The organism is Marinihelvus fidelis (assembly GCF_008725655.1).
Taxonomy (GTDB): Bacteria; Pseudomonadota; Gammaproteobacteria; order Xanthomonadales; family SZUA-36; genus Marinihelvus; species Marinihelvus fidelis.
Genome location: NZ_VYXP01000004.1, coordinates 122,638 through 147,853 on the forward strand (window position 1 = coordinate 122,638; position 25,216 = coordinate 147,853).

At 63.7% G+C, this 25,216-nt stretch carries 30 protein-coding genes and 1 tRNA gene; 20 read left to right on the plus strand and 11 right to left on the minus strand.

Features of this window, described 5'->3' with window-relative positions:
• Positions 1-49: 49 nt before the first annotated feature.
• The 10 genes from F3N42_RS06920 to F3N42_RS06965 all read left to right on the plus strand — a co-directional run bounded on the left by F3N42_RS06920 (position 50) and on the right by F3N42_RS06965 (position 7,695).
• Complete coding sequence (locus F3N42_RS06920) at positions 50-568, plus strand: CinA family protein (RefSeq protein ID WP_150863692.1); 519 nt, start codon at positions 50-52, stop codon at positions 566-568.
• A gap of 176 nt (positions 569-744) precedes the next feature.
• Positions 745-1,794, plus strand: coding sequence for a recombinase RecA (gene recA / locus F3N42_RS06925; RefSeq protein WP_150863693.1), 1,050 nt, complete (start codon positions 745-747; stop codon positions 1,792-1,794).
• Positions 1,763-2,239, plus strand: a complete 477-nt coding sequence (locus F3N42_RS06930; protein WP_191621284.1) for a regulatory protein RecX — start codon at positions 1,763-1,765, stop codon at positions 2,237-2,239. The genes recA and F3N42_RS06930 overlap by 32 nt, the downstream gene beginning before the upstream one ends.
• Positions 2,240-2,320: 81 nt before the next feature.
• Entirely contained in the window at positions 2,321-4,954 is a 2,634-nt protein-coding gene (gene alaS / locus F3N42_RS06935; RefSeq protein ID WP_150863695.1) for an alanine--tRNA ligase, read from the plus strand.
• A gap of 127 nt (positions 4,955-5,081) precedes the next feature.
• Positions 5,082-5,276, plus strand: a complete 195-nt coding sequence (gene csrA, locus F3N42_RS06940) for a carbon storage regulator CsrA (RefSeq protein ID WP_150863696.1) — start codon at positions 5,082-5,084, stop codon at positions 5,274-5,276.
• Between the two features lie 83 nt (positions 5,277-5,359).
• A tRNA-Ser gene (locus F3N42_RS06945) sits at positions 5,360-5,452 on the plus strand.
• A 99-nt stretch (positions 5,453-5,551) separates the two neighbouring features.
• Positions 5,552-5,929, plus strand: coding sequence for a hypothetical protein (locus F3N42_RS06950; protein ID WP_150863697.1), 378 nt, complete (start codon positions 5,552-5,554; stop codon positions 5,927-5,929).
• A gap of 31 nt (positions 5,930-5,960) precedes the next feature.
• Positions 5,961-7,028: a GTP 3',8-cyclase MoaA gene (gene moaA / locus F3N42_RS06955; RefSeq protein ID WP_150863698.1), complete on the plus strand. Its 1,068-nt coding sequence runs from the start codon at positions 5,961-5,963 to the stop codon at positions 7,026-7,028.
• Complete coding sequence (locus tag F3N42_RS06960; protein ID WP_150863699.1) at positions 7,028-7,270, plus strand: MoaD/ThiS family protein; 243 nt, start codon at positions 7,028-7,030, stop codon at positions 7,268-7,270. The genes moaA and F3N42_RS06960 overlap by 1 nt, the downstream gene beginning before the upstream one ends.
• On the plus strand, positions 7,267-7,695 hold the full coding sequence (locus tag F3N42_RS06965; RefSeq protein WP_150863700.1) for a molybdenum cofactor biosynthesis protein MoaE: 429 nt from the start codon (positions 7,267-7,269) through the stop codon (positions 7,693-7,695). Before F3N42_RS06960 ends, F3N42_RS06965 begins: the two co-directional genes overlap by 4 nt.
• Here the strand turns inward: F3N42_RS06965 and moaC are convergent.
• The gene (gene moaC / locus F3N42_RS06970; protein WP_224784785.1) at positions 7,685-8,197 is read right to left on the minus strand and encodes a cyclic pyranopterin monophosphate synthase MoaC; all 513 of its coding nucleotides are present in this window, start codon (positions 8,195-8,197) and stop codon (positions 7,685-7,687) included. The two genes, F3N42_RS06965 and moaC, sit on opposite strands and share 11 nt — an antisense overlap.
• Positions 8,194-8,460: a sulfurtransferase TusA family protein gene (locus tag F3N42_RS06975; RefSeq protein ID WP_150863701.1), complete on the minus strand. Its 267-nt coding sequence runs from the start codon at positions 8,458-8,460 to the stop codon at positions 8,194-8,196. The genes moaC and F3N42_RS06975 overlap by 4 nt, the downstream gene beginning before the upstream one ends.
• Positions 8,461-8,542: 82 nt before the next feature.
• Between F3N42_RS06975 and F3N42_RS06980 the strand changes: the two genes are divergently transcribed.
• Together F3N42_RS06980 and F3N42_RS06985 are read left to right on the plus strand one after the other, a co-directional pair.
• Positions 8,543-9,373, plus strand: coding sequence for a hypothetical protein (locus F3N42_RS06980; protein WP_150863702.1), 831 nt, complete (start codon positions 8,543-8,545; stop codon positions 9,371-9,373).
• Between the two features lie 177 nt (positions 9,374-9,550).
• On the plus strand, positions 9,551-10,090 hold the full coding sequence (locus F3N42_RS06985; protein ID WP_191621285.1) for a hypothetical protein: 540 nt from the start codon (positions 9,551-9,553) through the stop codon (positions 10,088-10,090).
• A 6-nt stretch (positions 10,091-10,096) separates the two neighbouring features.
• Here F3N42_RS06985 and F3N42_RS06990 read toward each other — a convergent pair whose 3' ends face one another.
• From F3N42_RS06990 to F3N42_RS07020, 7 genes are all read right to left on the minus strand, one after another.
• Positions 10,097-10,861: an SOS response-associated peptidase family protein gene (locus tag F3N42_RS06990; protein ID WP_150863704.1), complete on the minus strand. Its 765-nt coding sequence runs from the start codon at positions 10,859-10,861 to the stop codon at positions 10,097-10,099.
• A complete protein-coding gene (locus F3N42_RS06995; RefSeq protein WP_150863705.1) occupies positions 10,861-11,238 on the minus strand; it encodes a hypothetical protein in 378 nt (125 codons plus the stop codon). The genes F3N42_RS06990 and F3N42_RS06995 overlap by 1 nt, the downstream gene beginning before the upstream one ends.
• Positions 11,235-12,281 carry a class I SAM-dependent methyltransferase gene (locus tag F3N42_RS07000; protein WP_150863706.1) on the minus strand — a complete coding sequence of 349 codons (1,047 nt, stop codon included), beginning with the start codon at positions 12,279-12,281 and terminating at the stop codon, positions 11,235-11,237. The genes F3N42_RS06995 and F3N42_RS07000 overlap by 4 nt, the downstream gene beginning before the upstream one ends.
• A 4-nt stretch (positions 12,282-12,285) precedes the next feature.
• A complete protein-coding gene (rimO, locus tag F3N42_RS07005; RefSeq protein ID WP_150863707.1) occupies positions 12,286-13,614 on the minus strand; it encodes a 30S ribosomal protein S12 methylthiotransferase RimO in 1,329 nt (442 codons plus the stop codon).
• 96 nt (positions 13,615-13,710) lie between these two features.
• The gene (locus F3N42_RS07010; RefSeq protein WP_150863708.1) at positions 13,711-15,075 is read right to left on the minus strand and encodes a PDZ domain-containing protein; all 1,365 of its coding nucleotides are present in this window, start codon (positions 15,073-15,075) and stop codon (positions 13,711-13,713) included.
• An 18-nt stretch (positions 15,076-15,093) separates the two neighbouring features.
• The gene (locus F3N42_RS07015; protein WP_150863709.1) at positions 15,094-15,636 is read right to left on the minus strand and encodes a hypothetical protein; all 543 of its coding nucleotides are present in this window, start codon (positions 15,634-15,636) and stop codon (positions 15,094-15,096) included.
• Positions 15,633-16,223: an RNA polymerase sigma factor gene (locus F3N42_RS07020; protein ID WP_150863710.1), complete on the minus strand. Its 591-nt coding sequence runs from the start codon at positions 16,221-16,223 to the stop codon at positions 15,633-15,635. The genes F3N42_RS07015 and F3N42_RS07020 overlap by 4 nt, the downstream gene beginning before the upstream one ends.
• An 80-nt stretch (positions 16,224-16,303) precedes the next feature.
• On the opposite strand from F3N42_RS07020, the gene greB reads away from it, so the two are divergent.
• The 5 genes from greB to F3N42_RS07045 all read left to right on the plus strand — a co-directional run bounded on the left by greB (position 16,304) and on the right by F3N42_RS07045 (position 19,949).
• Positions 16,304-16,825 carry a transcription elongation factor GreB gene (gene greB, locus F3N42_RS07025; protein WP_150863711.1) on the plus strand — a complete coding sequence of 174 codons (522 nt, stop codon included), beginning with the start codon at positions 16,304-16,306 and terminating at the stop codon, positions 16,823-16,825.
• A 90-nt stretch (positions 16,826-16,915) separates the two neighbouring features.
• Entirely contained in the window at positions 16,916-17,383 is a 468-nt protein-coding gene (locus F3N42_RS07030; RefSeq protein ID WP_150863712.1) for an Hsp20 family protein, read from the plus strand.
• A 2-nt stretch (positions 17,384-17,385) separates the two neighbouring features.
• Positions 17,386-18,168, plus strand: a complete 783-nt coding sequence (locus F3N42_RS07035) for a lysophospholipid acyltransferase family protein (RefSeq protein WP_191621286.1) — start codon at positions 17,386-17,388, stop codon at positions 18,166-18,168.
• Positions 18,168-18,857, plus strand: a complete 690-nt coding sequence (locus F3N42_RS07040; RefSeq protein ID WP_150863714.1) for a rhomboid family intramembrane serine protease — start codon at positions 18,168-18,170, stop codon at positions 18,855-18,857. The genes F3N42_RS07035 and F3N42_RS07040 overlap by 1 nt, the downstream gene beginning before the upstream one ends.
• A gap of 33 nt (positions 18,858-18,890) precedes the next feature.
• A complete protein-coding gene (locus F3N42_RS07045; RefSeq protein WP_191621287.1) occupies positions 18,891-19,949 on the plus strand; it encodes an SRPBCC family protein in 1,059 nt (352 codons plus the stop codon).
• Here the strand turns inward: F3N42_RS07045 and aat are convergent.
• Together aat and trxB are read right to left on the minus strand one after the other, a co-directional pair.
• On the minus strand, positions 19,919-20,668 hold the full coding sequence (gene aat, locus F3N42_RS07050; RefSeq protein ID WP_150863716.1) for a leucyl/phenylalanyl-tRNA--protein transferase: 750 nt from the start codon (positions 20,666-20,668) through the stop codon (positions 19,919-19,921). The two genes, F3N42_RS07045 and aat, sit on opposite strands and share 31 nt — an antisense overlap.
• A 22-nt stretch (positions 20,669-20,690) precedes the next feature.
• Positions 20,691-21,638 carry a thioredoxin-disulfide reductase gene (trxB, locus tag F3N42_RS07055; protein WP_150863717.1) on the minus strand — a complete coding sequence of 316 codons (948 nt, stop codon included), beginning with the start codon at positions 21,636-21,638 and terminating at the stop codon, positions 20,691-20,693.
• Between the two features lie 153 nt (positions 21,639-21,791).
• On the opposite strand from trxB, the gene F3N42_RS07060 reads away from it, so the two are divergent.
• The 3 genes from F3N42_RS07060 to crcB are packed head-to-tail and all read left to right on the plus strand — an operon-like array spanning position 21,792 to position 25,176.
• Positions 21,792-24,098 carry a DNA translocase FtsK gene (locus F3N42_RS07060; protein WP_224784786.1) on the plus strand — a complete coding sequence of 769 codons (2,307 nt, stop codon included), beginning with the start codon at positions 21,792-21,794 and terminating at the stop codon, positions 24,096-24,098.
• An 11-nt stretch (positions 24,099-24,109) separates the two neighbouring features.
• Positions 24,110-24,781 carry an outer membrane lipoprotein chaperone LolA gene (lolA, locus tag F3N42_RS07065; protein ID WP_150863718.1) on the plus strand — a complete coding sequence of 224 codons (672 nt, stop codon included), beginning with the start codon at positions 24,110-24,112 and terminating at the stop codon, positions 24,779-24,781.
• Complete coding sequence (gene crcB, locus F3N42_RS07070) at positions 24,778-25,176, plus strand: fluoride efflux transporter CrcB (protein WP_150863719.1); 399 nt, start codon at positions 24,778-24,780, stop codon at positions 25,174-25,176. The genes lolA and crcB overlap by 4 nt, the downstream gene beginning before the upstream one ends.
• Positions 25,177-25,216: the final 40 nt, after the last annotated feature.

The following is a 25,216-nucleotide window of genomic DNA, read 5'->3' on the forward strand; positions in this document are numbered from 1 at the left end:
ACGTACCCCCCTTGTCTGATGAAGATGTTCGAACAAGGCCCACCCCCCTATGAATGACACCGCCCTCGCGGAACTTGAACAACGCGCGGCCCGCGGCGCGGCCGCCGTGGCCGATGCCCTCCGTGCGCGTGGCTGGACGTTGTGCACGGCCGAATCCTGCACCGGCGGCTGGCTGGCCAAGGTCTGTACCGACCTGCCGGGCAGTTCCGACTGGTTCCATGGCGGCTACGTGTCGTACGCCTACCGCGCCAAGGAACAGCAGCTGGGCGTGATCCATGATGACCTGGTCGAACACGGCGCCGTCAGCGAAGCCATCGCCTCGCAGATGGCCCTGGGCGCGCGGCGTGGCAGTGGCGCCGATATCGTCGTGTCGATGACCGGGATCGCCGGCCCCGGGGGCGGCCTGCCGTCGAAGCCGGTCGGGCTGGTCTGCCTGGGCTGGTCCATCAAGGGCGGCAATATCATCACCGCAACCCGGCATTTCGACGGCGATCGCGCCGCGGTGCGCCTGAAGACGGTCTGCGCGGCCCTTGAGGGCACGATCGAGGCGCTGGAAGAGGGCGCCTGACCCATCGGTTTTGGCGCGTTCTCGCGGTTTGAGAACGGGTTTTGCGAACATGTCTGAAAATCCGGTAGGTAATCGCCGCGACCCGTGTAGGCAGGCGACTTTGGCCGGAATCGCTATGTCATAATGCCGCGCAAAGCGGTCAAATGAATCGTTACGACGGAACAGGAGAGGACAACGTGGACGACAACAGGAAACAGGCCCTGACAGCGGCGCTCGGGCAGATTGAACGGCAGTTTGGCAAGGGCGCGATCATGCGCATGGGTGACGGCTCCCAGGCGAAGGACGTGGATGTTGTCTCCACCGGTTCGCTGGGGCTGGATGTCGCCCTGGGTATCGGCGGCATTCCCAAGGGGCGCGTGGTCGAGATCTACGGCCCGGAATCCAGCGGTAAGACAACCCTGACGCTGCACATGGTGGCCGAGGCCCAGAAGGCCGGCGGCACGGCCGCGTTTGTCGACGCCGAGCACGCGCTCGACCCGCAGTACGCCGAGAAACTGGGCGTTAACGTGGAAGACCTGCTGGTTTCGCAGCCCGATACGGGCGAACAGGCGCTGGAAATTACCGACATGCTGGTCCGTTCCGGCGCCGTGGATATCGTCGTCGTCGACTCGGTCGCGGCGCTGACGCCGAAGGCGGAAATCGAGGGTGAGATGGGCGACTCGCACGTCGGCCTGCACGCCCGGCTGATGTCACAGGCGCTGCGCAAGCTCACCGGCAATATCAAGCGATCCAACTGCATCGTCGTCTTCATCAACCAGATCCGCATGAAGATCGGCGTGATGTTCGGCAGCCCAGAGACGACCACCGGCGGTAACGCGCTGAAGTTCTACTCATCGGTGCGCCTGGATATCCGTCGCATCGGCGCGTTGAAGAAGGGCGACGAGGTGATCGGCAACCAGACCCGGGTCAAGGTGGTCAAGAACAAGATGGCGCCACCCTTCAAGCAGGTCGAATTCGAGATCATCTATGGCGAGGGTATCTCGCACGAGGGAGAGCTCATCGACCTGGGCGTGGCCAATGGCATCATCCAGAAATCCGGCGCCTGGTATAGCTATGACGGCGACCGCGTAGGGCAGGGCAAGGAGAATGCGCGGGAGTTCTTCCGCGAGAATGACGGTCTTGCGGCCGACGTTGAGGCGAAGATCCGTGCGGCACTGCTGCCAAGTTCGAAGGCCGCCGCGGGTGATGCCGCGGGTGCTGACAGCGAGGCCGTCACCGCTGGCTGAAACCGCCGCCGAGGTCCGTGAGGTTGCGATGCGCTACCTGGCGCGTCGCGAATACACGGAGACTGAACTCATACGCAAACTCGAAGCGCGGGGCATCGATGATGTCGCCGCGCATTCGGCCGTCGAAGCGCTGGCCAGCGACGGGCTGGTCAGTGACGAACGTTTCGCCGAAGTCTTTACCCGCCAGCGTGTTGAGCGGCTGTATGGGCCGGTACGCATACGAATGGAACTGCGCCGCAAGGGCGTGGCCGATGACCTGGCCGCGGCCGTGCTGGCCGAATACGACGAGCAGTGGTACCGGCGCGCCGAGGACTGGGTCAGCCGTTCGGCACGGGGTGAGCCTGACCAGAAGGAAAGGGCCCGACTGTACCGTGGTGGCATGCGCCGTGGCTTCACCCACGACCAGGTCATGCGGGCCATGGACCGACACCGCGACACACCCTGAGGTTTTTTCCCGTTTTCCGCTGGATTATTGCGCCACGCGCCTATACCTTTCTCTGCACCTGAGCATTTTGACCGGAATCACGTGAAAACCAGCAACGAAATTCGTTCCGACTTCCTGAAGTTCTTCGAAAGCAACGGTCACCGGGCGGTGACGTCCAGTTCGCTGGTGCCGGCAGATGACCCGACCCTGCTATTTACCAACGCGGGAATGAACCAGTTCAAGGACGTGTTCCTGGGTGCGGAGAAGCGCCAGTACACGCGGGCGGTCACATCGCAGAAGTGCGTCCGCGCCGGCGGCAAGCACAACGACCTTGACCAGGTCGGCTATACCGCCCGCCACCACACGTTCTTCGAGATGCTGGGCAACTTCAGTTTCGGCGACTACTTCAAGCACGATGCCATCCGTTTCGCCTGGTCTCTTCTGACCGAGACGTGGGGAATTCCGGCGGACCGCCTGTACGTGACCGTCTATCACACCGATAACGAGGCCCATGACATTTGGCGCAATGATATCGGCCTGGCGGAAGACCGGGTGCTTCGAATCGGCGACAAGCCGGGTGGCGCCGAGTATGAGAGTGACAATTTCTGGGCCATGGGCGATACCGGCCCCTGCGGCCCCTGCAGCGAGATCTTCTTTGACCACGGCGACCACATCGAAGGCGGGTTGCCGGGCACCGAGAACGAAGACGGCGATCGCTATGTCGAGATCTGGAACCTGGTCTTCATGCAATTTGACCGCGGCGCGGACGGTGAACTGACACCGTTGCCGGCGCCCTGTGTCGATACCGGCATGGGGCTGGAGCGTGTCGCGGCCGTGCTGCAGGGGACGCATGACAACTACCTGACTGACCAGTTCCAGGCACTGGTTTCCGCCGCGGCCGAACTGGTGGGCTGCGCGGACCGTGACAACAAGTCGCTGCGCGTCATCGCCGACCATATCCGCGCCTGCGCGTTCCTGGTAGCCGATGGCGTGTTGCCGTCGAATGATGGCCGTGGTTATGTGCTGCGCCGCATCATCCGCCGCGCCGTACGTCACGGTTTCATGTTGGGGCGCAAGACACCGTTCTTCTCGGAGATGGTCGCACCGCTGGCCGCCGTCATGGGCGAGGCCTACCCGGTGCTGCTGAGTGACGGCGAACGCATCGCGACCGTGCTCGCCGAAGAAGAAAAGCGCTTTGCGCGCACGCTGGACACGGGCCTTGGCATCCTCAGGAAGGTCATGGACGAGACGGCGGCCGGCAAGGCCATCGACGGGGATACCGCGTTCCTGCTCTACGACACCTACGGTTTTCCCCTGGACCTGACCCAGGACATCGCCCGCGAGGAAGGCCTGTCCGTTGATACCGAAGGCTTCGACCAGGCGATGGCCGAGCAGCGCAAGCGCGGCCGTGATGCGCGCCAGTTCAAGGCCGCGACCATCAGTGCCGATGCGCTGAGCCGGCTACAGCCGGGTGAGTTCGTGGGCTACGACACGGGCACGTCGGATGCGCGCGTGACGGGTATCCTGGTGGACGGCAAGGCCGTTGAAGCCATCGATGGCGGCGACGATGCCGTGGTGGTGCTGGACCGGACGCCGTTCTACGCGGAATCGGGCGGCCAGGTGGGTGATACCGGCACGCTGGAATCCGGCGATGGTCGTTTCCGCGTTGATGACACGCAGAAGCTGGGCGGCGTCTTCCACGGCCATGTCGGTACGCTGGAGCAGGGTGAGCTGCGCGTGGGTGATACGGTCACGGCGGCCATCGACATGGATCGCCGACAGAATATCGTCCTGCATCATTCAGCCACGCACCTGATGCACAAGGCGCTGCAGGACCTGCTGGGTGACCATGTTGAGCAACGCGGCTCGTTGGTGGCGCCGGATCACCTGCGTTTCGACTTTTCCCATCCGCGCCAGGTCACGCCCGAAGAGCTGCGCAGGATCGAGGCGCGTGTCAACGCGGACATTCGCGCCAACCCGGCCGCGACGGCAGAAGTCATGGACTTTGACGACGCGCTGAAAACCGGCGCAATGGCGCTGTTCGGGGAGAAATACGGTGACCGGGTCAGGGTGCTGAAGTTCGGCGAACTGTCCACGGAGCTGTGTGGCGGCACACACGTTTCCCGCGTCGGCGATATCGGCCAGTTCAAGATTGTGTCCGAAGGGGCCGTCGGTGCAGGCATCCGCCGCATCATCGCGGTTGCCGGTGAACAGGCGGTCAAGGCGATCCAGTCCCAGGAATCCACGCTGCAGGACGTAGCCGGGGTGCTCAAGGTGGGCACCGATGGCGTCGAGCAGCGGCTGGGCCAGTTGCTGGATCGCAACCGTGAACTGGAAAAGGAACTCGAAGCGTTGAAAGCTTCAATGGTGACTTCAGGCAGCGATGCATTGCTGGCGCAGGCGGTCGAAATCGGTGGCATCAAGGTGCTTTCGACGCGGCTTGACGGCGCCGACTCGCGCAACCTCCGGGACGCCGTTGATCATCTGAAGGATAGCCTGGGAAGTGCGGTCGTCGTGCTGGGTGCGGTCGACGATGACAAGGTGCGCCTGGCCGCAGGAATCTCCAAGGATTTGACGACTCGGATAAAAGCCGGTGATCTGGTAAACTTTGTGGCGCAACAGGTCGGAGGCAAAGGCGGTGGCCGCCCCGATTTCGCCCAGGCGGGCGGAAATCAACCGGAAGCACTTGAATCCGCGTTGGCTTCTGTCAGTCACTGGGTGGCAGAAAAACAATAACAGGCTGTTGCATGTAAACGTGTCGCAAACAAAGGTAGAGCGGACCCTTTGGTTGGCGCAAAGGACAATTGAGTCGTTTCGACTTTGCATAAAGGACCAAACGGCCTGAGGCCAAAGGAAGGTACTCATGCTCATACTTACAAGACGTGTCGGTGAAAAACTCGTGATCGGTGAAAACGTAACGGTTACTGTTCTGGGTGTTAAAGGTAACCAGATTCGAATCGGCATCGATGCACCACCTGATGTTCAGGTGCACCGGGAAGAGATTTTCAAACGCATTCTGGCCGAACGCGACAGTGGAGACGAATCAGCAACCGGCTGATTACACTTTCGCGCTTTACGCACAACCCATCTGACGGTATCCTTGCGCCTCGCTCGGCCCGGCGGGTCGGTGCGTCCAATCCAGGAGAGGTGGCCGAGTGGCTGAAGGCGCTCCCCTGCTAAGGGAGTATACGGTTTATAGCCGTATCGAGGGTTCGAATCCCTCCCTCTCCGCCAAATTTGAATGAACCCGCCCCCGGCGGGTTTTTTCTTGTCTAGAATAGGGTGAAAACAGGGAAGGGGGCACGTTACCGCGGCTTGGCAGGTGCGCAAGGAATGAAGTACCCCATTGATGCTCGCAGGAGCACACCGTATTACGAGAAATACTTTGTGACGTGTGAAGACACGCCGCACGCCTATGTCAGCGCGTTTCGCGAGGCCCAGTTCGAGGCCATGCACAAGCATCGAGTCGGCGTTACCCTGTTCTGGGTCGTCGTCATGGCCTGTGCCACCAGTTGGCTTGCCGGTTGGTTGCACTTCGTGGTCGCCGTGACCCTTGTGACTGCATCGTGGTTGCTCGTTGGCTGGCAGCGGCGCCGAGAGGCCCGACTGCTGGCCCGGACGTTCGAACTGGCGCTGAGGGGCAAGGAGCGCGAGTTTCATGAGTACATGTGGCGCCACCTGGACCGCAGGATGCTTCGGCAGGAATTCTAGCCCTGGAAAGCGCTAGAATCGGGCAGTGATGATGAAATCGACACAACCCCAGCCCCTGGTCCCCCGGCAGCCAACGCCCACGACCCCCACCGATGCCGTACGTGATCGCCTTGGACGGCCGCTGCACGACCTGCGTATCTCCGTGCTGGACCGCTGCAATCTGCGCTGCGGCTATTGCATGCCGGCCGACTCGCTGCAGGGTCAGGGTATTTTCTTGCCGAAAGAGTCGCTCTTGACGGATGCTGAGATCGTTCACCTGGTCCGGGCTTTTACGCGACTCGGAGTTCACAAGCTGCGCCTGACCGGTGGCGAACCGTTGTTGCGCCCCGGGTTGGTCAGCCTGGTAAAGCGACTCGCGTGCATTGACGGCATCGATGACCTGGCATTGACCACCAACGGTATCCTGCTTCCCCGCCATGCCGCGGCGCTGAAGGAAGCGGGTCTGCACCGGTTAACGGTCAGCCTGGACAGCCTCGACGAGGCGGTTTTCGCGCAGATGTCCGGCGGGCGAGGCAGTGCAGCAGAGGTGATGGCCGGCATCGAGGCCGCCAGGCAGGCCGGGTTTGGATCACTGAAGATCAACACGGTCGTGCAGCGCGGGGTAAACGAAGACCAGGTGCTCGACCTGGTTGGGCATTTCCGTGGCAGCGGCCACGTGGTGCGAATGATCGAGTTCATGGATGTCGGCCACAGTAACAACTGGGCCGCGTCACAGGTCGTCCCGAGCGACGAGTTGCGTGCACGCATCCATCAGCGCTGGCCGCTTGAGCCGGTACAGCGCCAATCGGCCAGTGCACCGGCAAGGCGCTGGCGCTTTCTGGACGGGCAGGGTGAGGTCGGCTTTATCTCGTCCGTGTCCGAACCGTTCTGTGGCACCTGTACCCGGGCTCGCCTCGCCGCCGATGGTACGTTCTACAGTTGTCTCTTCGCGTCTCATGGCACATTGCTGCGTCCCATCGTTCGTGGTGAAACCGACACTCAACGCCTGGTCGACTACCTGTCGGGCCTGTGGTCCGGGCGCGAAGACCGCTACAGTGAGATTCGTGGCACCCAGGCCACGGTGGACCCGCGCGTTGAAATGTACCGGATGGGGGGGTAATGAAGACCGTTGATGTGCGTTTTTTCGCCGCGTTCAGGGAAATGACCGGGACGGAATCGGTCAGTCTTGAAACCGCCGCGGAAACGGTCGAAGACATTTTTCAGGGTTGCCTGTCACGGTTCCCCGGCCTGTTCCGGCCGGAGGCCACGCTGGTGGCGGTCAACGACGCCATGGCCAGTTGGTCGACCGCGGTCAGCGACGGTGACACGGTGCTGTTTTTCCCTCCGGTGGCCGGCGGATGAGCATGCGGGTGGACCAGGGGCCGCTGGTGACGGCCGATATCATCGCGCCGCTGGACAATGATCGTTGTGGCGCCTTGCTGGTCTTCGAGGGCAGGGTACGCAATCACAATGAAGGGCGTGACGTGTTGGGCCTGGAATACGAGGTCTACGTGCCACTGGCGGTGAAGGAAGGGCAGGTCATCATCGACGAAGCCCGGCAACGCTGGCCGGTGGGTGGAATCGCCTGCGTTCATGCCAGTGGCAAGCTGGACATCGGCGATATCGCGGTCGTCGTGGCCGTTGCCAGCGCCCATCGCGATGCGGGCTTTGCCGCCTGCCGATACGTGATCGACGAAATCAAGGCACGGCTGCCCATCTGGAAGCGGGAGCGCTACGCCAGCGGCGAGACAGAATGGGTCAATTGCCAGAAACCGGTCAGGGGTTGAAGCCGAGTATCTCCTCGGCGACAGCGCCGACACCGTCAGGGTGACGCCACTCGCCGTGCTTGCCGCCTGATTTATACAACAGCCGGACAGCATCAATAAGCAATGCCGGGTTCACCGGTTTGACCAGGTCCCACAGGGTCAGCAGGGCCACTGTCGCGCCCGTGAGGGCCTCCATTTCCACGCCGGTGCGCTCGGATATCTCCGCAAGGGCATAGACGTCGATCGCGTGAGCGCACTCATCCAGGCGGGTGTGGACGGAGGCGCGGCTGAGAGAAATCGGGTGACACAATGGAATCAGGGTCGGCGTCGCCTTGGCCCCCAGGATGCCCGCGAGCTCGGCCATGGGCAGTGCATCCCCCTTGGGCAGCTTGCCATCGCGAACCGCGGCGAAGGCGGCCTCCCCCACGATGATGCGCCCGTACGCCAGCGCGCGCCGGCGGGTCACGGCTTTCTCATGGACATCGGCCATGGCGGTTTTGTGCGCTGAATGGGGCTGCTTCATGGCGTGCTGTCCTTGCTTCCGGTTCGTATGGATAGGGTCGTGCTGCCGTTGGCCTGGCCGCGGGCCTCGACCCAGGTATGCCCGCGGCGCAGGCACCAGGCCTCGAGATCCAGTGGCGCGGCCGGGTCGGTGACCTCGATGAGCAACAGGGTGCCGGGCCCGACCTGGCGCGCGGCCAGTTCCGCCTGGCGCACCGGTTCGGGGCACAGCAGGTCACGGGCGTCGATTCGTAGAGGGGTGCTGGCCTGGCGCTCGCTCGTCATGGACGCATTATCGTTGAGCCCGGCGGCTGGGCCAAGACCGGGAAGCCTTGACCGCCAGCAGATCCGCACCTAGTCTGCCGCGATGAAAACGCGCCTGGCCCTGCTCGTTATTGTTCTCTCCCTGGCTGACTTGCCCGCCTCACAGGGCTCGGAAGTATCCCTTTTCGACGCACCGCTGGCCGGGGGGACGATTTACTGTGACGGTGCCCGGCGCGGCTCTGCGGTCATGGTTGATGGCCCCGAGGGCTCGAGTCAGCTTGCAGGCGTATTCATCGTCAGCGCGGCGCATGTGTTCTATGACCTGCATTCCGGGCAGCGCTACCAGGATTGCTATTTCGATTACCGTGGTCTCGAGCATTTGCCTGGGTACCGTGCGACGCTCTCGACCCAATGGCTGCAGCTGGGCGACTTTGACCCGCGCGAGGATCCATCCCAGGCCCGAAACGGTCATGGCGACTGGGCGGTCGCATATCTTCCTGAGCCGCCCAGGGCCGCAAAGCGCCATCAGCCCATTCAGCTGGCTGGTCCGGATGAATGGCCCGTTTCACGCTCACAGGAGTTTTACCTGCTGGCCTGGGATCCGGATAGCCAACGTGTGGTCACAAGCGGTCCGTGCGAAGGCTTGCCATCAACGCCGGCCGATATCGGTGGCGGGTTGTGGCCGGGGCAGTGGCTGGACAATTGCGGTGACGGCCGGCCGGGTTCATCGGGTGGCGGGTTGCTGTGGAAGGACGGCGAGTACCTTTCATTGCTGGCCATTCGTACCGGCGCACACTGGCGCCTTGGGGAACCCGGCGCTGCAGCCAACAGCCAGGCAAACTGGGATCCTGCCTGGTCGGCGAATACGTCCCGTGGTGTCGATGGCGAGGTGCTTCAGGCGATGTTGCAACTGGCTGCCAGCGCGGTGCGCTAGCCAGGTCACGCCATGCTGGCCAACTTTTTACGCCGTCAGCGGTAGGTTTTATATGACAGGCGGGTGGTCGCCGGCATTTGGGAGCGAAGTTTCTATGCTACGATTTACAGAGCCAGTGGAGCGGCGTCAACTTATTGGGTTCCAAGGGATATGGAACGGGCCAGGGGGGCTCGTGTCATGTTGATTTACGTTTTTCTTGCGTTGATATGCCTGTCCGTCGCAGTGCTGATCATTTGGGCGCTTCGCGGGCTCAGCGGGCATCCTGAAGGCGTCGGTAGTTTCTCCAGTGCCCGTCATGCGTCCCGTGCCCGTATGGCGCACATCAACGCTTCCATTTCCGATGCGCCCAGCCCGTGGGGCTGGTCTCCAAAGCGTTCAAACCGGGCGGTTTCGCAGGCCTATGCGGCCGGCAAGGGCGCCCATCACGCTACGCTGACGACCGTTCGCAAGGGCGGTGTTGTTCCGGGTACGAGCGGTGATGCGGCCGAAAAGCGACTCGAGCGCAATGTCCTGACGGGCTATGACCTGACCCGGGCGAGGCCGAAGACCACGGAAACCGATACCACCAGTTGGCCCTACCGCGATGACTCGTTCTACAGTTCCAGTGCATCCGGCTACAAGCGCGCGCAGGACCTGACGCGGAGCGGGCTCGACCGGCGTGACCGTGACCTGGATGAGCGTCCGGGTTCAGATGGCAAAAAGCCCTGGGGCTGGTAAGTCGTCTTAGTCCGCGTGTCTCAGCAGGGCTTCGGGTAGCACAACGTCCTGGTTGCCAGGAATCTTGATGTCCATGGGCACGGCTTCAACGCCCATCTGCTCTTCGGGGTAGGGCCTCAGTAGCCCAAGTGCCTGGTCCCCAGGTGCCTCCAGCCATTGTCTGACCTCGTCACCGTTGCGAAGCAATGCGGGGCTTCGGTGATGTCCGACAGACCGTAGAACTGCGTTGGGTTCGACGGTGATGATCGAGATTGACCATGCAGACTCGCCGGTTGTGGTCTCTGTGCGCCCGACGAGTGCGGCCATGGGCCAGAACGGCTGCTCCAGGTTAAACACCGCGTACGGCACCTGGGGTTTGACCCGGCTGTCAAATTCATAAAACCACGACACCCAAGCAACCGCTCGAAAACCGCCCCGCCATGGCGTCATGAACGTCCGCGCAAAGGGGTCACCTTCTCGTCGCAACCGGGCATTGGCTGTCGAAAGCCATTGACCGCTCTTTAGTCGCGGCAGGCGTCCGCGGGACCAGGGCGGCATGAACGGCCAGGTGGCCTCTACCGCGCTGTACTCGCCTGTGATCGTGGGTGACAGCGTTGCGGGCAGGGATTCCCAGACCGTGGTGCCGGGGTCGGCCACTCTGCGTTGCCGTGAAGGCGACACATTGATACGGGATTCAGGGTCCGCCGGCAGCCCGCCGGACGGCGACAACAGGTTGGCCCAGGCGTAAATGTCCTTCCATGACAGCGCAGAGACGGATGCCTTGCCGCACATCAGCGCATCGGCATCTGCAGGATCTCGTTCGGCGTCTTGCCGTCGTAGCGCTTGTAGAGCTTGGCCTTGTTGCCCCTGATACTGAGGTCATAGGTCATCGAGTACTGGATGACCCGCTTTAACTGGTCGTAGGCGGCCTGTCCGGCTTGCTCCCGGACCGCCTGCAGGTTTTCTTCGAAGGCCTCCACGCTGCTACCGTCCATCGGCTCGTCCATGATGGCGGGGTTGGGCGGTGGCGCGTCCGCGGCCGAGCTTGCCGTGGTTTCTGATGCCGTGGGGTCAGGGTCCGTGGTCTTACCGCAGGCGGCCAGCGCGACAACGGCGATCAGGGTGGCCAGGAAAGCGGCGTACGGTCTGGTTGCGGAAAATGTGGTCAAGGCGAAGTCTCCATGCGATTGGGGGCCAGGCAGTGCAGTACCTGGAAGCGGCGATTGGCGGCCAGCGTGTTGACGGTGGCGAACCATGGCCTGAGTTGCTGTGTGTAAGGCAGGTGGCGATTGGCCACCATGATTAACTGACCACGGGCTGTCAAAAAGTTCCGAATGGGCGCCAGCAGGCGCGGTGTCATCTCCGGGTCGCCCTTGTGCCCCCGGTGGAAAGGCGGGTTGGTGACGACTAGGTCGAATGTTCCCGCAAGTTCAGCAAACCCGTCCGACGGGACCACCTCCGCGTTCAGGCCATTGGCCACCAACGTACTGCGTGCGGCATGACAGGCCAGCGCGCTGGTATCCGAGAGCACGACCTTGAGCCCGGGCTGCCTGGCCAGCAGGCTTGCGCCCAGTACGCCCGCGCCACAACCCAGGTCAAGGACGCGCATGGCCGGGCCAGGATCAAGCGCTTCCAGGACATCCAGGAGCAAAGCGGTGCCATCATCCAGCGCGCCGTGGTTGAACACGCCGGGCCAGCTGTGAATCTCCAGGGTAGCCCCCTGCCGTTCCAGTACCCAGCTGTCTCGCCATTGCGCCGGATCGAATGCACCCGTGAGCGCCGCGTCCGTGGCGCAGAACAGGGCGCAATGGCGTGCGCTGTCGACCTTGTTGACGGTTCTGAACGCGGTCTGAAGCGATTTGCCGGCCGACTTGATGCCATCACGGTTTTCGCCCGCCAGCCATAGCCGCCCAGAGGGTGCGAGCATGTTGGCGCAGCAGGCAATCATCATCTCCAGGCAGGCCTTGCCGCGTGGCAGTGTAAGGACGATGTCCCGAGGTGGGGCCGGTGGCCGTGTTGGGAAATCACCGAAAGTGGCGGAGGATGTTTGCCGGGCCAGGCGGTCATGGTTGACGCGGTCCTGGCTGAACACCGGGTGCCCGACGCAGCCGGGCAGCGCATCGAAAAGGTCGCCCGGTGGATTGATCCACATCGGCGCCAGTTCGCTGAACCGCGCCTGCTGGCGTGCCAGCAACTGGGCGACCGGGCTCACCCGCTCAGCCGCCGGTGGGCACCGCGAACAGGTCGTGCTGGTCGGCGTCGGTCACGTGCACGTCCAGCATGTCGCCGGCGCTGATGCCGCTCGCGCCGTTGATGTGAACCAGCCCGTCGATCTCCGGCGCATCGGCGTGGCTGCGGGCGATGGCGGTAGCGCCGTCGGCCTCGTCAACCAGCACCTGCAGGGTCTTGCCCACGCGGGCCTTCAGGCGTTGTGCACTGATCTCGGCCTGGCGGGCCATGAAGACGGCCTCGCGCTCATGCATGACCGCATCCGGAACCGGGTCGGCCAGGCCGTTAGCGGTGGCGCCTTCGACCGGGGAATAGCGGAAGCAGCCGACACGGTCGAGCTGGGCCTCGTCGATGAAATCCAGCAGCAGTTCAAAATCCTCGTCCGTTTCACCGGGGAAGCCGACGATAAACGTGCTGCGCAGCGCGATGTCGGGGCAGGCCTGGCGCCAGCGGTGGATACGATCGAGCGTGCGGTCGGCGGCGGCTGGGCGTCGCATGGCCTTGAGCACGGACGGACTGCCATGCTGCAAGGGAATGTCCAGGTACGGCAGGATCACGCCGTCAGCCATCAATGGAATCAGTTCATCAACGTGCGGGTAGGGGTAGACATAATGCAGCCTGACCCAGGCACCCAGCGACCCCAGGGCCGTGCACAGCTCGGTCAGCCGCGACCGGACCGGGCGACCGTTCCAGAAGTCGGTGCGGTACTTCAGGTCCGAGCCATAGGCCGAGGTGTCCTGGGAGATGACCAGGAGCTCGCGTACGCCCGACTCGACCAGCCGCTCGGCTTCTCCCATGACGTCACCGGCCGGCCGGCTGGCCAGGCGCCCGCGCATTGACGGGATAATGCAAAAGGTGCAATGGTGGTTGCATCCTTCTGATATCTTTAGATATGCATAGTGCCGTGGCGTCAGGCGAATGCCCTGTGGCGGCACCAGGTCCTGGAACGGGTCGTGGTGTCTGGGGATGGGTACGTGGCGGTGTACGGCGTCGACCACCTGTTCATACTGCTGCGGTCCGCTGACATCCAGCACCTTGGGGTGAATGTCGCGGATGGTGCCGGCCTCGGCGCCCAGGCAACCGGTGACAAGCACCCGGCCATTAGCGTCCAGCGCCTCGCCGATCGCCTCGAGCGATTCCGCGCGGGCGGCGTCAATGAACCCACAGGTGTTGACCACGACGATATCGGCATCCTCGTAGCTGGGGGAAATGCCGTAGCCGTCCATTTTGAGCTGGGTAATGATGCGTTCGGAGTCGACCAGGGCCTTCGGGCAACCGAGGCTGACGAAACCGACCTTGCGTTGAGTGTTGTCCATCCGGTTGCCGGTCTCCAGCCGAAACATCGCGGGAGCGCCATTATCCGGTGTGGCCGGCCGCGCCTCAAGCGCGGCCGGCCGGTGCCGGCACGGTGTTCAGTCGTGCCAGAGGAGACCGAGTCGTTCTTCGGGCAAGGGGACTTCCAGGATGTGGTTCGCCTGGTCGCGCTTGATTTCGATGTTGAGTACGGAACCGGACTCGACGTCCCGCAGCGCGCGCATCACGTCGGCCGGTGTCGACACGGCCTGGTCCGCGACCTTCAGGATGACATCGCCGGGCTGCAACTGCAGGCCGTTGTCCGGAGAAGCTTCCAGCACCAGCACACCCTTGTCGGCGTCGAAGTAGCGCCCAAGGCCGGGGTCCAGCTCCGCCATTTTCAGACCCCGGGTCAGGGGCATGCCGAACCAGATGTTGGTGCCCGCGATGACGGCATCGCCGAAGTCGGAAAATTCCTGGAACTCGAATTCCCAGTCACCACCGGATTCACTGAACGCCCAGGCGTTGGGTCCGGCATAGGTGAGTTCACCCTGTTCCATGCGCTCCCGCAGGGCGTCGACCTGGGCTTCCAGGGCCTGCTGGTCGATCTCCGGCATGTTGATGCGCTCGACCAGGATCTGCTGGCGCTCACCGTCGACCGGGGCCGCCGCCAGGGAAGACCAGCTGTGCCAGGTGAACGGTTCCCGCTTGGAGGCCACCACGGTCAGCGACTCGGGGTTGCCATCCCTGAGGACGGTCACATCAATGCTGTCACCCACCTCGATGTCCTTGACCGCGTCGGAAAGCACGGCCTGGGGCGGCTCGGAACCGCCCGCCAGGCGCTGGCCCATAACCGCGGTGATGACATCGCCGGGCTGAATGCCGGCCCGCTCGGCCGGGCCGTCGGGTGAAACGCCCAATATCTTGACGCCGTCGGTCGTATTTCCACCCAGGATGACGCCGATCACGGCGCGGTCGGTGTCGTCGTCACTGCTGAAGCGGTACTCGACGACGCGGTTGGTCGGGCGATTGATCTCGCGGTGAACCCGGGACACCTCCCGCGAGGCGCGCCGGAGGTTCTCGTGCGCGCGCTCGAGTTCACGTTGCACCTGGGACAGTTCCCTGCGTTCAACGGCCCGGGCTTCGGCAGCGGCGCGGTGCACTTCGGCCTCGCTGAGGCGGTGCTCGCGGGCCTTTTCCGCCATTCGTTCCCGCTCGCGAGCCCTGACAACCAGTTCGGCCCGCGCAGCCTCCATGGCCTCGAGCGCGGCGCGCTGCTCGGCCTCGGCCGCTTCCAGTGCGGCCTCGTAGCGGTGCAGGACCTCCGGGGCCGGCGCGACCGGCTCGACAGGGGCAACGGGCGGTTCAGGCGCCACGGGCGCTGCCGGCGGCGTGTCGGCGAAGGCCGGCGCCAGGGTGCCCAGTGCCAGGCAGGCGGTGGCCGTGACGGCCTTCAGCGCGGTGTGTTGTTCAGGGTGTCTCATGCTCTTCACCTCGAAGGTCTAAAGGGACGCCATGCGTCCGTATTCGCGTTCAAACTGGTGGACGTAAATGGACTCCAGGTCCAGCAGCAGGTTGACGCGCTGGCCCCAGAGTTCCACCGACTCCGGCGCCATGGTCAATTCGCCATCGACCCGCGCGATCATGTCTTCCAACTCGGTTACCCACAGGACCGACTGCGCGGGCAGGGCGCCGCTGTTGGCCCGCAGCTGACGCAACCGCAGTTCCAGCAATTGCGACATTGCCACCAGGTCCTGGGTTTGGGGGGCGTCCGGGGATGCTGCGATCGCCGCTTCGTCGACAACCGGTGTCGGCGCATTCGGCATCCGGGTCACCAGCAGGCCGACGGCGACCACCACCGACGCCGCGATCGCCCATACCATTGCGGGGCGTCGACGTTGGCCCACCGTGGCGGGCGTGTCATCGGCCAGTGCTGCCCGGATCTGCGCCCAGTCATCGTGCCCGGGTTGCAGCATTGGCAGCCCGGACAGCCCTAACGGGTCACGCGGTATATCCGTTCCGTGGTCCTGTTCATGGTTGTTCATTGACTGATTCCCGTGCTTGCCTGGGTGAGTCCGGCGCTCGCGCCGGTGTCCTGTTTTCCGATCAACTGCCGCAAGGTCTTGCGTGCGCGGGCCAACCGGGTTTTCGAAAAACTCACTGTCATTCCAAATTGCTCGGCGATTTCCTCGTGCCTGAAACCTTCGACGTCGTATAGCCAGACGATGGTGCGGTCTTCAGGGCCCAGTTTCGCCAGTGCCTGTTCCAGGTCCATGGCCTGGCCCATTCGTTCCTGGTCGCCCTCATCAGACGCGCGGTAGTCCTCAAAGGTCACGACTTCCGCACTGGGCTGGCGTCGCAGGGCGCTGATCGCATGGTTGACGACCACCCGCTTCAGCCAACCCCAGAACGGGGCATCGCCCCGGAACTGGCCAATGCGCCGGAACGCCGTGATGAAGGCCTCCTGCACGACATCGCGTGCCAGTTCCCGGCAGTTCAGTACGCGCGCGGCGACGTTGAACGCCGGTGCGTGGAACTGGCGGTAAATGCGCTCGCAGGCACCAAGGTCGCCCTGCCGCGCCGCCGCCAGCGTGATCTCATCGATATCCATGTCAAAGCCGGGCCCTGTCATCTGCTTACTATGACGCAAGCACACCGAAAAGGGTCGCAATGAATGTAGAATCGCCCCAAATCCAGCAGGCAGAACCGTCCATGGGTCGTTGGCGTCCCCCCGCAAAACCTTCCAGTCCCTACATCACCGCCGAGGGTGCCCAGGCACTGGAGCAGGAATTGAAGCAGCTCTGGCGGGTCGAGCGGCCGGAGGTGGTGCGCGCGCTGTCGGCCGCGGCCGCCGAGGGCGACCGCTCAGAGAACGCGGAATACATCTATCGCAAGAAGCAGCTGGGCGGCATCGACCGCAGGATTCGCTACCTGACCCGGCGGCTGGATGTCATCAAGGTGGTCGACCGGCTGCCGGACAACCGTGACAGTGTCCGTTTTGGGGCCTGGGTCACCGTCGCCGATGAAACGGGCACCGAGTCGGTCTACCGGATCGTCGGCGCGGACGAGACGCGCGCGGACGACGGTTGGATATCAATTGATTCACCCATGGCGCGCGGGCTGCTGGGCCGTGGCGTGGGCGACACGGTGATGATCGAGCGCCCCGATGGCTCGGTGGAGATCGAAATTGCCGCGATCGACTACTTGAAACCCGGAACTGACGAACCCACCTAGTGTACGTGGTCGCCGTAAGGGGCCACATTCAACGCCCGGCCGATGTCCGGCGGGCACAACACGATATTGCTTCTATTGGAGGATATGGTTATGACTACGTTTGATCTCTCACCGCTGTTCCGCACGTCCGTTGGTTTCGATCGCCTGGCATCCATGCTGGCAACGGCGTCGCGCCCGGAGCAGGGTAACGGCTATCCGCCGTACAACATCGTCGCCGTCGATGAAAACCAGTACCAGGTCACCATGGCCGTGGCCGGGTTTTCCGACGATGACATCGAAATCACCACCGAACAGAACGTGCTCCGCGTGGCTGGTCAGCGCAATGAAGAAGGCGCGGATGAAGCCAAGTACCTGCACCGCGGCATTGCCACGCGTTCGTTCGAGCGTCGCTTCAACCTGGCTGACCATGTTCGCGTGACCGGCGCCGACATGGAGAATGGCCTGTTGCACATCTACCTGGAACGGGAAATTCCCGAGGCCATGAAGCCACGCAAGATCGAGATCAGTTCTGCCCGCCGGCTGCTTGACGTCAAGCAGCAGGAAGAGAAGGCGGCCTGACCTTGACCCACGGCCAGGATACGGCCGCGAAAGGGGCGCCCGGTGGCGCCCCTTTTTTGCTGGTCTTCATTTACCGGGTCTACGCCTGGCTGATCTTTTTCCCCGTCGTTGCCATCTGGTCATTCCTGTGCGGCTGGATGGCGGTGCTCGCCGCGGTGGTCATCAGCCCCTCGTTTGGCAGCCGCGTCGTCGGCGGCACCTGGGCGCGCGTGATTGGCTGGCTGACGCCCATACGTGTCCGCGTTGAAGGGCGTGAACATATCGACCCGGACCAGACCTACGTCGTGGTCTGCAACCATGTCAGCCAGTACGACATCATTTCCGTCTATGGCTGGTTGCCGCTGGACCTGCGCTGGGTGATGAAACAGGAACTGCGCAAACTGCCCGGTATCGGCATTGCCTGTGAGAAAGTCGGCCATATCATTGTCGACCGTAGCAATCCCGAGGCTGCCAAGCGCAGCATCACCGACGCGCTGGAGCGTATCGGCGACGGCGTTGGCATCCTGTTTTTCCCCGAGGGTACGCGCAGCCTGGATGGCCGCCTGCGGCCGTTCAAGTCCGGTGCGTTCCGCCTGGCGGAGGAGCAGGGCCTGCCCATCCTTCCGGTCAGCATCGTCGGCACCCGTGAAGTACTGCCGGCCAAGACGTTCAAGCTGTTGCCCGGCAAGGTCCGGCTGGTCGTCCACCCGCCGATTGCGCCTGGCGATCGGTCTGCGACCGAGCTGAAATCGCTCAGTCGCGACGCCGTCGCCTCGGGTCTCGAAGCGCTTCCCCGGCAGGGCTAATGCAACTCGATACGCCGGATCCGGAGTTCGTCACCTCGGCGAAAGCCAGGCACAATTTCCTGCTCGCGGCCCGCATCGCGGTGATCACCACCGCGGTCATCTGGTTCGTGTGGATTGCCGATGCCTACCTGGGGCTGGACCTGGGGCGTTTCGGCCTGCGGCCACGCGACCTTGAGGGTTTGTTGGGCCTCTTTACAGCGCCGTTACTCCACGCCAATTTCGAGCACCTGTTCGCGAATACGCTGCCCCTGTTGGTCAGCCTGACGGCGGTGCTGTACCTGTATCCGAACGCGGCGATGCGCGTGATCCCGATGACCTGGATCGGCACCGGAATACTCGCCTGGGCCATTGGCCGCCCGTCACTGCATATTGGCGCCAGCGGCTTCGTTTACGGCCTGCTGGCTTTCGTGTTCCTCAGCGGACTGTTCCGGCGCGACATGCGCTCGGTGGGCGTGTCGCTGGCGGTCTGGTTCCTGTACGGCTCGATGGTCTGGGGCCTGCTGCCCATTCGACCGGACATGTCCTGGGAGATGCATTTCTCCGGCGCCTTGCTGGGCGTCATCATGGCGTTCCTGTACACCGACCGGGACCGCGTGCCGATCAAGCGCTACGAGTGGGAAGACGATGACAGCGTGCCGGACTGGTTTCCCGACGAGCACGATTCCGGCGACAATGATCCGCGCCCTTGAACGCCTGAGCGGCGCTGGCCTAGGATGTCGCCCATGAAGAAACTGCTGTTCATTCTGCTGCTCCTGCTGGCCGCCTTTATTGGCGGCGCATTCCTTTTACCGACCCGTGTTCATGTTGAGCGCAGCATCGCGATTGAGCGCCCCCCGGAAACGGTATTTGCGCTGCTCAACGGTTACCGTCACTTCAATCGCTGGTCGCCGTGGGCGGAAGCGGATCCTGACGCGGTCTATCGTTTCAGTGGCCCCGCGACCGGAGTCGGGGCGCGGCTGGACTGGAGCGGCGACCCGGCGCTGGTTGGCGAAGGCTGGCAGGAGATTGTCGCCAGCCAACCGTATGAGCGCATCGACATGCGGCTTGATTTCGGTACCCAGGGCGTGGCCGACAGCGCCTTCATCATTCATGGTGACCGCATCGGCAGTCGCGTGACCTGGACGTTCGACACCGACGTGACCGAAGGGCAGGGCATGGTCGGAGGCCTGCTTGGCCGCTACTTCGGACTTTTCCTGGATGACTGGATTGGTTCCGACTTCGACAAGGGCCTGGCGGCCTTCCAGGCTTTCGCCGAATCGCTACCGCGTATTGATGCCGTCGATGCCAGCATCGAACGCGTGGACGTCGAGCCGTTCCGGGTGCTCGCTGTGAACGGCGAAAGCAGCCTGGATGCCGACGCCATTTCCGCGGCGCTGGGACAGGCTTACGGCAGCCTTACCGCCTGGATGGCCAACCAGGGTATTCCGCTGGGTGGGCAGCCGCTGGCCGTGACCCTGGCCGGCCCTGAAGACCGGTATCGTTTCGAGGCGGCGATCCCGGTGGACCCCGCCGAACTCGACCTGCTTGACCCGCAAGTGCTGGAAGACGCCGCGCCGATCGTGGCCAAGTGGTCGCCGTCGGGACCATCGGTGCGCATGGTTCATGTCGGGCCGTACGATACCCTGGCGGAGAGCTACGAACGCCTGGCCGCGTGGATGATGATCCACGGGCTGGAGCAGGGTGGCCTGAGTTGGGAGCAGTACGTTTCAGACCCCGGCATGACCCCGGAGAGTGAACTCGTCACCCACCTTTACGTGCAGTTGGCGCCGGCGACGGACTGATTCCCGGCTAGCCTGGCCTGTCGCGCCAGTGTGTCCGCCACGTCGGCGGTCCATCGGCCGGTCCGGCTTGTCGCTTCCAGCAGGCTGGCCTGGCGCTCCAGGAACTCGGCGCGAGGCATGTTCACCGCACCCATGCGCAGCAGGTGCCCGCTGGGCACCTGGGCATCGAGCCACGGAAAATCCCAGTCATGCAGCACACGGCATAACGAAACCAGCGCGACCTTGCTGGCGTCGCTGACCGCGCTGAACATGGACTCACCAAAGAACAGCCGGCCGAAGGACAGGCCGTAAATCCCGCCGACCAGCTCATCATTCACCCACGCCTCCAGGCTATGGGCATGGCCAAGTTCATGCATGCGGCCATAGGCGGCGCGCATCTCGGTGGTGATCCAGGTTTCTCCGCGCGAATGGGCACAGGCTTCGACAACGGCGTCGAAGGCCGTGTCCGCGGTGACGCGAAAGCGGCCTGAGCGCAGGGTTCTCGCCAGCCGGCTCGAAACGTAAGGGCGGGCGGTGTCAAACACGCAACGGGTGCCAGGACTCCACCAGAGAATGGGCTGGTCATCGGAGTACCAGGGAAAAATGCCCGAGCGATAGGCCGTTTCCAGGCGCCGGGGTGACAGGTCGCCACCCCAGGCGAGCAGGCCGTCCGGTTCGGACAGCGCGCGGTCGACGGGAGGGAAGGGGGCGTCGGGGCGAGATCCCAGCCTGGGGATCATCGCCTGTACCGCCTTGGGCTGTTTACTCGTCCAGCCACTTTTCCGCGTCGAGCGCGGCCATGCAGCCGAAACCGGCCGAAGTCACGGCCTGGCGGTAGACGTGGTCGGCCACGTCGCCGGCCGCGAACACGCCGTCGATGCTGGTCATGGTGGCCAGGCCTTCCAGGCCGCTGCGAATCTGGATGTAGCCGTCGCGCATGTCCAGCTGGTCATCGAAGATGCCGGTATTGGGCGTGTGGCCGATGGCGATGAACACGCCGGCGACGTCCAGGTCCTGCGGCTCGCCGGTGCTGGCGTGCTTGATACGAAGGCCGGTCACGCCACCGTCGTCACCCAGGACTTCGTCGACAACGTGGTCCCAGACGATATTGACGTTGCCGTTCTTTTCACGGTCGAAAAGCTTGTCCTGCAGGATCTTCTCGGCGCGCAGGCTGTCGCGGCGATGCACCACCGTGACCTCCTCGGCCAGGTTGGACAGGTACAGCGCTTCTTCCACGGCGGTATTGCCACCGCCCACCACGGCCACTTTCTTGCCGCGATAGAAGAACCCGTCACAGGTCGCGCAGGCCGACACGCCCTTGCCCATGAAGGCCTCTTCGGACGGCAGACCAAGGTACCGGGCGCTGGCGCCGGTGGCGATGATCAGCGCGTCACAGGTGTAGACGCCCGAATCACCTTCCAACCGGAACGGGCGCTGCCCCAGGTCGGCCGTGTGAATGTGGTCGTAGATCATCTCGGTATCGAAGCGCTCGGCATGCCGCAGCATGCGGTCCATCAGGTCAGGACCCTGCAATCCCTCGACATCACCGGGCCAGTTGTCGACATCGGTGGTGATAGTCAGCTGGCCGCCGGGTTGGATGCCCGTAACGATGGCCGGGTCCAGGTTCGCGCGTGCCGCGTAGATGGCCGCGGTATAGCCGGCAGGGCCCGATCCAAGGATCAGCAGGCGGCGGTGTCGGGTTTCGCTCATGTGTATAATCGCTCCGGTTCGTAAGTCGTGATTCTAACCTTTATGTGCGGTCAATTCCGGGGCATGCAAGGTGCGCGTTGTTCACAAATGCCGCTTGGTTTAAAATCCAGCTAATACAAATATATAGAAAACTAATCTAACAAGATTCAGCAATTGCCCAAGTCGAAGCAAACAGCCCTCCCGGGCCAGATTACCCGCCGCCTCCGAGAAACGGCTTTCCTGCTGTCGGTGCTGCTCGCGTTCTACCTGTTCGCCTGCCTGGTCAGCTATGACCCGATGGACCCGGGCCCGTTCGCGACCACGGCATCCGACCAGGTCAGCAATATCGGCCGTGTCCTGGGCGCCTGGCTGGCCAATTTCTTCCTGTTCCTGACCGGCTATATCGGCTACCTGCTGCCGGTGGCCGTGGTCTATGCCGGCTGGCGCATCTATGCCGACAATGATGACGTGGCCGAGAACCTGCTGATGGAGTGGGTCATCCGCATCGCCGGGTTCGTCCTGTTCCTGCTGGCCTCGACCGGGCTGGCTTACCTGCATGCGCAACCGCCCGTGGGTCGAATGCCCGCCGGTGGGGGCGGCGTGTTCGGGCAACAGGTGGCGGCACCGATGCTGGACATGGCCGGCATGCTGGGTGCGACACTGTTCCTGCTGTCGATGATGTTGCTGGGCGTGACACTGTTTACCGGTATCTCGTGGTTCCGGGTCATGGATGGCATTGGCAAGTACACCCTGGCCGCTGCCAGTTGGCTGGTCGCCTTCGTGGTGGGCCTGCGCGACTGGTTCGCGGGGCGAAGGGCCCGTGCCCGGCGCGAAGAGGTGCGCAAGGCCGATACCGTGCGGCGCGCGACCAAGGTCGCGCCCAGGATCGAACCGCCCAGCGCACCGGTTGAGCCGAAGAAGAGCAAGCGGGTCGCGCGTGAGCAGCAACGCGTGCTGTTCGAAAACCTGCCGGACGGCTCACTGCCGCCGCTGGACCTGCTGGACGATCCACCGGAACAGGTGGCGGGCTACAGCAAGGAGGCCCTGGAGGCCCTGTCACGCCAGGTCGAGATCAAGCTGGCCGATTTCGGCGTGCAGGTTGACGTGGTCGAGGTCCACCCGGGCCCCGTCATTACCCGCTTCGAACTGCAACCGGCCGCCGGGGTGAAATCGGCACAGATTTCCAACCTGGCCAAGGACCTGGCCCGTGGCCTGAGCGTGATCTCGGTGCGCGTGGTGGAGGTCATTCCCGGCAAGCCGACCATCGGCCTGGAAATTCCCAACACCAACAAGCAGATCGTCTACTTGTCGGAGATTCTCCGCTCCGAGGTTTACGAGAAGTCCCGTTCGCCGTTGACCATGGCGCTGGGCAAGTCCATTGCCGGCCGCCCGCAGGTGGCCGACCTGGCCAAGATGCCTCACCTGCTGGTTGCCGGCACCACCGGCTCCGGCAAGTCCGTGGCCCTGAACGCCATGATCCTGAGCCTGGTCTACAAGGCCACGCCGGACGAGGTCAGGCTGGTCATGGTCGACCCGAAGATGCTGGAGCTGTCGATTTACGAAGGCATTCCGCATCTGCTGGCGCCGGTCGTGACCGATATGAAAGAGGCCGCCAACGCGCTGCGCTGGTGTGTGGCCGAGATGGAGCGCCGCTACCGCCTGATGGCGGCCATGGGCGTGCGCAACCTGGCCGGTTTCAACAAGAAGGTCAAGGAAGCGGAAAGCGCCGGCGAGCCGATTCCGGACCCGCTGTTCAACGGCGAGGAAGGCGAGGAAGCGCCGGACCTGAAACCCCTGCCGTATATCGTTGTCATTATTGATGAGCTGGCCGACATGATGATGATTGTCGGCAAGAAGGTCGACGAGCTGATCGCGCGCCTGGCGCAGAAGGCCAGGGCGTCGGGCATTCACCTGATCCTGGCGACGCAGCGGCCGTCGGTGGACGTGATTACCGGCCTGATCAAGGCCAACGTGCCCAGCCGAATCGCGTTCCAGGTGTCGTCGCGCGTCGATTCGCGGACCATCCTCGACCAGATGGGCGCGGAGCAGCTGCTGGGCCATGGTGACATGCTGTACCTGCCGCCGGGCACCGCGATACCCGACCGTGTTCACGGCGCGTTCGTCGACGACCACGAGGTGCACGCCATTGTCGAGTACCTGCAGAAATTCGGCGAACCGGATTACGTTGAGGAGATCCTCAGCGACACGCAGATGACGGCGGACGGCATGACCATCAATGCGGCTGGCCTGCCGGAAGACAATACCGCGGCCGGTGGCGAGCAGGACGCGTTGTACGACCAGGCCGTGGCCTGGGTGACGGAATCGCGCCGGGCGTCGATTTCCAGCGTTCAGCGCCAGTTGCGCATCGGCTACAACCGCGCCGCGCGCCTGATTGAAGACATGGAAGCCGCGGGTATCGTCAGCCCGCCGGAACACAACGGCCAGCGCGAAGTGCTCGCGCCGCCACCCCCCAAACCCTGAGAGGTCACCCGATGAAGCGAATGCTCCTGATTGGCCTGATGCTCGGCCTTCCGGTGCTGGCCCCGGCGCAGGATGCCCCCCAAGGCGCGCGCGACCAGTTGCGTGTGTTTGGCGACGGCCTGGACGCCCTGACGGCCCGCTTTGAGCAGGCCGTGACCGGCCCGGACGGCGAGCTGGTGGACCACGGTTCAGGCACGGTATCCGTGCGCCGACCTGACCTGTTTCGATGGTCTTACGAAGGCGAATTTCCCGAGCTGATCATCGCCGATGGCGAAAACGTCTGGCTTTATGACGAAGCGCTGGAGCAGGTCACGGTGCGGCCGCAGTCGGCGCTGGCGGCTGATTCGCCGCTGATGTTGCTGACCAACCCCGATGATATCGACGCGCAGTTCACGGTCACGGAGCTCGGCACCATCGACGGTGCCATGTTGCTGGAGCTCTCGACGCGCGGCGGCGATGCGGAGTTCGACCGCGTCCTGATCGGGTTCGCTGAAAACCGGCCCGTGTCGATGGTGATGGAAGATGCTTTCGGCATGCGCACGGAGATTCGCTTCGGCGAGGTGCAGCGCAACCCGGAGCTGGAGCCGGGCCAGTTTGCCTTCACGCCGCCTGACGGCGTCGACGTCGTCGGCGAATTGGCAGACGACGCCGAAGCGTTCGGGCTCGACGACGCCTCGCAATGAACGCGCTGGGGGTCCAGTTGCTGGCGGTGGCTTTCGGAGGTGCCGTCGGTGCCGGGCTGCGGTTCCTGGTGGGCATGGGCGTCCACCACTGGATGGGCAAAGGGTTTCCGTGGGGAACACTGGCCGTGAACATCATCGGCTCCGCCCTGATCGGTTACTGCCTGGTCATCCTTCCCGAGCAGCAGGGCGCATCACCGCTGCCCCGTTTGCTTCTGATTACCGGTGTGCTGGGCGGCTTCACGACCTACAGCGCGTTCTCCGTCGAGACCCTGCAACTGTTTCATGCCGGGCAGTTACAGCGTGCGATGCTGAACGTACTGGTGACCGTGGCCTGTTGCCTGGCCGCCGTCTGGGTCGGTCACGCACTGGCGCGGTGGTTGCACGGGGCGGCCTGACGGTACAATGCCGCCTTTGCCGACACCCTGAACCCAGATC

Excerpts from the sequence above, each read along its gene's own strand:
- F3N42_RS07020 (WP_150863710.1), bottom strand. The coding sequence starts at position 16,223 with ATGACAGGGCCCGGCTTTGACATGGATATCGATGAGATCACGCTGGCG.
- F3N42_RS07045 (WP_191621287.1), top strand. The coding sequence starts at position 18,891 with ATGAAGAAACTGCTGTTCATTCTGCTGCTCCTGCTGGCCGCCTTTATT.
- rimO (WP_150863707.1), bottom strand. The coding sequence starts at position 13,614 with ATGGACAACACTCAACGCAAGGTCGGTTTCGTCAGCCTCGGTTGCCCG.
- moaC (WP_224784785.1), bottom strand. The coding sequence starts at position 8,197 with ATGAAGCAGCCCCATTCAGCGCACAAAACCGCCATGGCCGATGTCCAT.
- F3N42_RS07015 (WP_150863709.1), bottom strand. The coding sequence starts at position 15,636 with ATGAACAACCATGAACAGGACCACGGAACGGATATACCGCGTGACCCG.
- aat (WP_150863716.1), bottom strand. The coding sequence starts at position 20,668 with ATGATCCCCAGGCTGGGATCTCGCCCCGACGCCCCCTTCCCTCCCGTC.
- lolA (WP_150863718.1), top strand. The coding sequence starts at position 24,110 with ATGAAGCGAATGCTCCTGATTGGCCTGATGCTCGGCCTTCCGGTGCTG.
- F3N42_RS07010 (WP_150863708.1), bottom strand. The coding sequence starts at position 15,075 with ATGAGACACCCTGAACAACACACCGCGCTGAAGGCCGTCACGGCCACC.
- F3N42_RS07030 (WP_150863712.1), top strand. The coding sequence starts at position 16,916 with ATGACTACGTTTGATCTCTCACCGCTGTTCCGCACGTCCGTTGGTTTC.
- F3N42_RS06950 (WP_150863697.1), top strand. The coding sequence starts at position 5,552 with ATGAAGTACCCCATTGATGCTCGCAGGAGCACACCGTATTACGAGAAA.
- F3N42_RS06990 (WP_150863704.1), bottom strand. The coding sequence starts at position 10,861 with ATGTGCGGCAAGGCATCCGTCTCTGCGCTGTCATGGAAGGACATTTAC.
- F3N42_RS06985 (WP_191621285.1), top strand. The coding sequence starts at position 9,551 with ATGTTGATTTACGTTTTTCTTGCGTTGATATGCCTGTCCGTCGCAGTG.
- F3N42_RS06980 (WP_150863702.1), top strand. The coding sequence starts at position 8,543 with ATGAAAACGCGCCTGGCCCTGCTCGTTATTGTTCTCTCCCTGGCTGAC.
- crcB (WP_150863719.1), top strand. The coding sequence starts at position 24,778 with ATGAACGCGCTGGGGGTCCAGTTGCTGGCGGTGGCTTTCGGAGGTGCC.
- F3N42_RS06960 (WP_150863699.1), top strand. The coding sequence starts at position 7,028 with ATGAAGACCGTTGATGTGCGTTTTTTCGCCGCGTTCAGGGAAATGACC.
- F3N42_RS06975 (WP_150863701.1), bottom strand. The coding sequence starts at position 8,460 with ATGACGAGCGAGCGCCAGGCCAGCACCCCTCTACGAATCGACGCCCGT.
- F3N42_RS06965 (WP_150863700.1), top strand. The coding sequence starts at position 7,267 with ATGAGCATGCGGGTGGACCAGGGGCCGCTGGTGACGGCCGATATCATC.
- csrA (WP_150863696.1), top strand. The coding sequence starts at position 5,082 with ATGCTCATACTTACAAGACGTGTCGGTGAAAAACTCGTGATCGGTGAA.
- F3N42_RS07040 (WP_150863714.1), top strand. The coding sequence starts at position 18,168 with ATGCAACTCGATACGCCGGATCCGGAGTTCGTCACCTCGGCGAAAGCC.
- moaA (WP_150863698.1), top strand. The coding sequence starts at position 5,961 with ATGAAATCGACACAACCCCAGCCCCTGGTCCCCCGGCAGCCAACGCCC.
- trxB (WP_150863717.1), bottom strand. The coding sequence starts at position 21,638 with ATGAGCGAAACCCGACACCGCCGCCTGCTGATCCTTGGATCGGGCCCT.
- F3N42_RS06920 (WP_150863692.1), top strand. The coding sequence starts at position 50 with ATGAATGACACCGCCCTCGCGGAACTTGAACAACGCGCGGCCCGCGGC.
- greB (WP_150863711.1), top strand. The coding sequence starts at position 16,304 with ATGGGTCGTTGGCGTCCCCCCGCAAAACCTTCCAGTCCCTACATCACC.